General features: G+C 45.3%; 2 protein-coding genes and 2 pseudogenes. 3 read left to right on the top strand and 1 reads right to left on the bottom strand.

Going from position 1 to position 2,935, the window contains the following annotated elements; genetic code table 11:
* Together AB9H30_RS19185 and AB9H30_RS19180 are read left to right on the top strand one after the other, a co-directional pair.
* A pseudogene (locus tag AB9H30_RS19185) lies at window positions 1-241 on the top strand (IS91 family transposase); the annotation flags it as partial.
* Window positions 242-666: 425 nt separating this feature from the next.
* Window positions 667-918: a hypothetical protein gene (locus tag AB9H30_RS19180; protein WP_371196403.1), complete on the top strand. Its 252-nt coding sequence runs from the start codon at window positions 667-669 to the stop codon at window positions 916-918.
* A gap of 192 nt (window positions 919-1,110) precedes the next feature.
* Here the strand turns inward: AB9H30_RS19180 and AB9H30_RS19175 are convergent, their stop codons facing one another.
* Window positions 1,111-2,556, bottom strand: a complete 1,446-nt coding sequence (locus AB9H30_RS19175) for a sulfatase-like hydrolase/transferase (RefSeq protein WP_371196402.1) — start codon at window positions 2,554-2,556, stop codon at window positions 1,111-1,113.
* A 182-nt stretch (window positions 2,557-2,738) separates the two neighbouring features.
* Here AB9H30_RS19175 and AB9H30_RS19170 point away from each other — a divergent pair.
* Window positions 2,739-2,903: pseudogene (locus AB9H30_RS19170) on the top strand (RHS repeat-associated core domain-containing protein); the annotation flags it as partial.
* Between the last annotated feature and the right edge of the window lie 32 nt (window positions 2,904-2,935).

Here is a 2,935-nt window from a genome sequence, read left to right as displayed (position 1 = left end):
TGATTTTATTGGCAAACTAGCTGCTCTTATTCCACCACCGCGACTCAATTTAACTCGATTTTTCGGAGTGTTCGCGCCAAACAGCAACCTGCGAGCACAAGTCACCGCATCACAGCGAGGTAAGAACAGCCCTGTACTCGCCAAAAAAGGAAATGAGGCATCGGAAAAACCTTACCACGCTAGGGCGATGAGTTGGGCTCAGAGACTAAAACGAGTATTCAACATCGATATTACCGGATGACCGACGCGCGAAGTGTGAAAAATGCCAACAACACAATGTAAGCGTCATCGCTTGCATTATAGATAGCCACGTTATTCAAAAAATACTGGAGCATTTAGATAAAAAATACCCTACTTCTTCACAAACAACGCTATTGCCACCTTTGCGTGCACCACCTGATGAACAGCGCGACTTCAACTTTGGGGCGTAGACAATAAGCAAAATAAGATACTAAGAAATAGATTCTGAAATGGTAGGGCAACATGCGCTCAAATTGCATTATTGCTATACCAAAGACTTGAAAAGACCATACAATGAAAACTGTTCAATTAGCCAAAATGCCTAAATCATCTTCGCAACGAACATCTAGCCAAACTAAAAGCCAGCTGTAACGAAGGGTAGCGTATAGCGTTAGTTTTACTTATACTCGTGAAATTACTCCTGAAATGCAAAAGCAATTCGAAGCGACTGAAGCGAGAGAGCTATCATACAAAAAGCCTGATGCGGTTTCTAGCGCATATATGCATGCCTTATTTGACGAAAATCCCTTACGTAGATACATGGTTGTACCCAACCAAGGCGAACAAGAAATGACTATAAAAACAAAAATACAACAATTGGTGCAACTTAACCAATGGGGTGATTATAGCTATTCAGAAGAAGAGCTAGTTGCCATGCTAAAAGAGGCAATGAAGTAAAAAACTTAACTAAGTACTTAAAGATAGAGATGTCTCCGTTTAAGGAAACCATGAGCAGGTCGCTAGTTATTTTTGGTTTTAGGATCAGGGTAGTGTCTATCAGCAGCAATTAAAATTTTTTATGCGCCTCGTTGATTATCTGTCTGAATAGTGAAATCGAGTGTGCGAGTCGCAAAATCAAACATAAAGCTTTCAATTTTGATACTGCTTGATCGCCGCCGCTGTCCGCTGACGCAACCGCAGGAGGATCTCGGCATATTCGGGATCATCGGCGAAGTTCTTCAGTTGGTCGGGATCTCGCTGCAAATCGTGCAAGAATTCGAAAGGCGGATCCATACGATCGTATCCGGCATAGGCATATCGTTCTTCGCGAATACCTGACCAAGCTGGAATGATATCTTGAAATTGGTGGTGCTCCCAGAAAAAGAAAGTGCGCCAGTCATCAGGACGCGAACCGCTGAGAAACGGAGTTAGACTCTGACCTTGATAAGTCTCTGGTACATTCAAGCCAGCTAGATCGAGAAAGGTCGATGGCAAGTCCAAATTTAACGCGAAAGACTGTTCTATCTTGCCTCTTTGTGAGATGGATTGCCTTGGGTCTTGGATAATGAGCGGCACCCGCATCGATTCTTCAAAGTGCGACCATTTACCAGCGAAGCCACGGTTTCCCATATAATAGCCATTGTCGGCGGTATAGATGACTATCGTGTTCTCCCTCAGGCCTTGTTTTTCGAGCTCCTCGAGCACGCGGCCAACGATGCCGTCCATTCCAGTCAGCATTCGGTAATAGGCTCGCATGTTGACGCTGTATTTTTCAGGTGTATCCCAACGCCAAAAATAGCGGCTGCGATTCAGAGAACCCTTCAGAAAATCAGGTAAAGATTCAAACACCGCAGGATCATCCAAGCGAGGTCGCAGTGGTTCGACGTCCTCGTACATACCGTCAACTGCCTTAGGCCACGGGTAGTGACCCATTCCTGGGCTGAGGTTACGATCCTGAGCGTGCGCAATAGTCATGCTCATAAACAGAAAGAAAGGCTGCTCTTCGGGTTGACTGCGCAGGAATTCGACAGAGCGATCCCCTATGAGTTCGTCGCTGTGACGCGTTGTGCCATTTGGCAACTCCTTCATGCCCAAGGTCAGGTGTTCCCACTCGTCGAACATGAGGTCGAAAGCAAATTGATTACCGTTTTGGTAGTGCACGTGATTTTTCCCGTAGTAGCCAGTTCGGTAGCCCGCCTCACGTAAAAGGATCGGGAAACTCGCTAGCAGATTCTTGTCTGTTATTCGCGTCGTACCCAATGGATCTCGGGGGCGATAGTTCAAGGTCCGTTGCGTGAGCCCCGTGAATATAGACGCCCGGCTGGCCATACAGATCGAGGTAGTGACGAAAGCATTTTTAAAGAGCACTCCCTTTTCAGCTAGTCGGTCAATGTTGGGCGTTTTTATTATTGGGTGGCCGGTATAACCTAGAGTTTCGTTGTTTTGATCATCAACTAGAACGAATAGGATGTTTGGTTTCACATTAGCATATGCGATATTACATAGTATTTGTAGACTGACCATCATCAAGGACAGGAGCGACATTATCTTCATATTGGTGATTTTTCTCTGGAAATTAAAGCCGACCGCCGACACCGAGAGTTATGCTCGACACAAATTATGGGGCTGGCGAGATAAAAGCTTTTGAGTGCATTGAAGTATTAGCTAATTCTGCTCAGATATCAAGAGTCTAACCAGAGCGCTCAATTTAACAGTAACGACTCTGCCAACAAAAATAAAGGGGTCGTAGTTAATTTACCTATGACGACCAAGCGGGTTACACAGGGCATATTGAGGATGATGATACGGGGCTTGTGTATATGCAGGCACGATACTATGATTCAGTGATAGGGAGGTTTTATTCAAATGATCCGGTTGGTACTCTCGAGCACATGAGCGGCTTACAAGGCATGCAGGGCTCATTCAGAGAAATGTCGGCATAGCCCTCGAATAACGGCCATTTAGCTTTTGACAA

Source organism: Glaciecola sp. SC05 (genome assembly GCF_041380235.1).
Classification (GTDB): Bacteria; Pseudomonadota; Gammaproteobacteria; order Enterobacterales; family Alteromonadaceae; genus Glaciecola.
The sequence above is the reverse complement of the archived record's forward strand: the minus strand, read 5'-3'. Positions and strand labels throughout refer to the sequence as shown.

What these genes read in the sequence shown, in the direction of transcription:
- AB9H30_RS19180 (WP_371196403.1), top strand. Translation starts at nt 667, where the DNA reads ATGCAAAAGCAATTCGAAGCGACTGAAGCGAGAGAGCTATCATACAAA.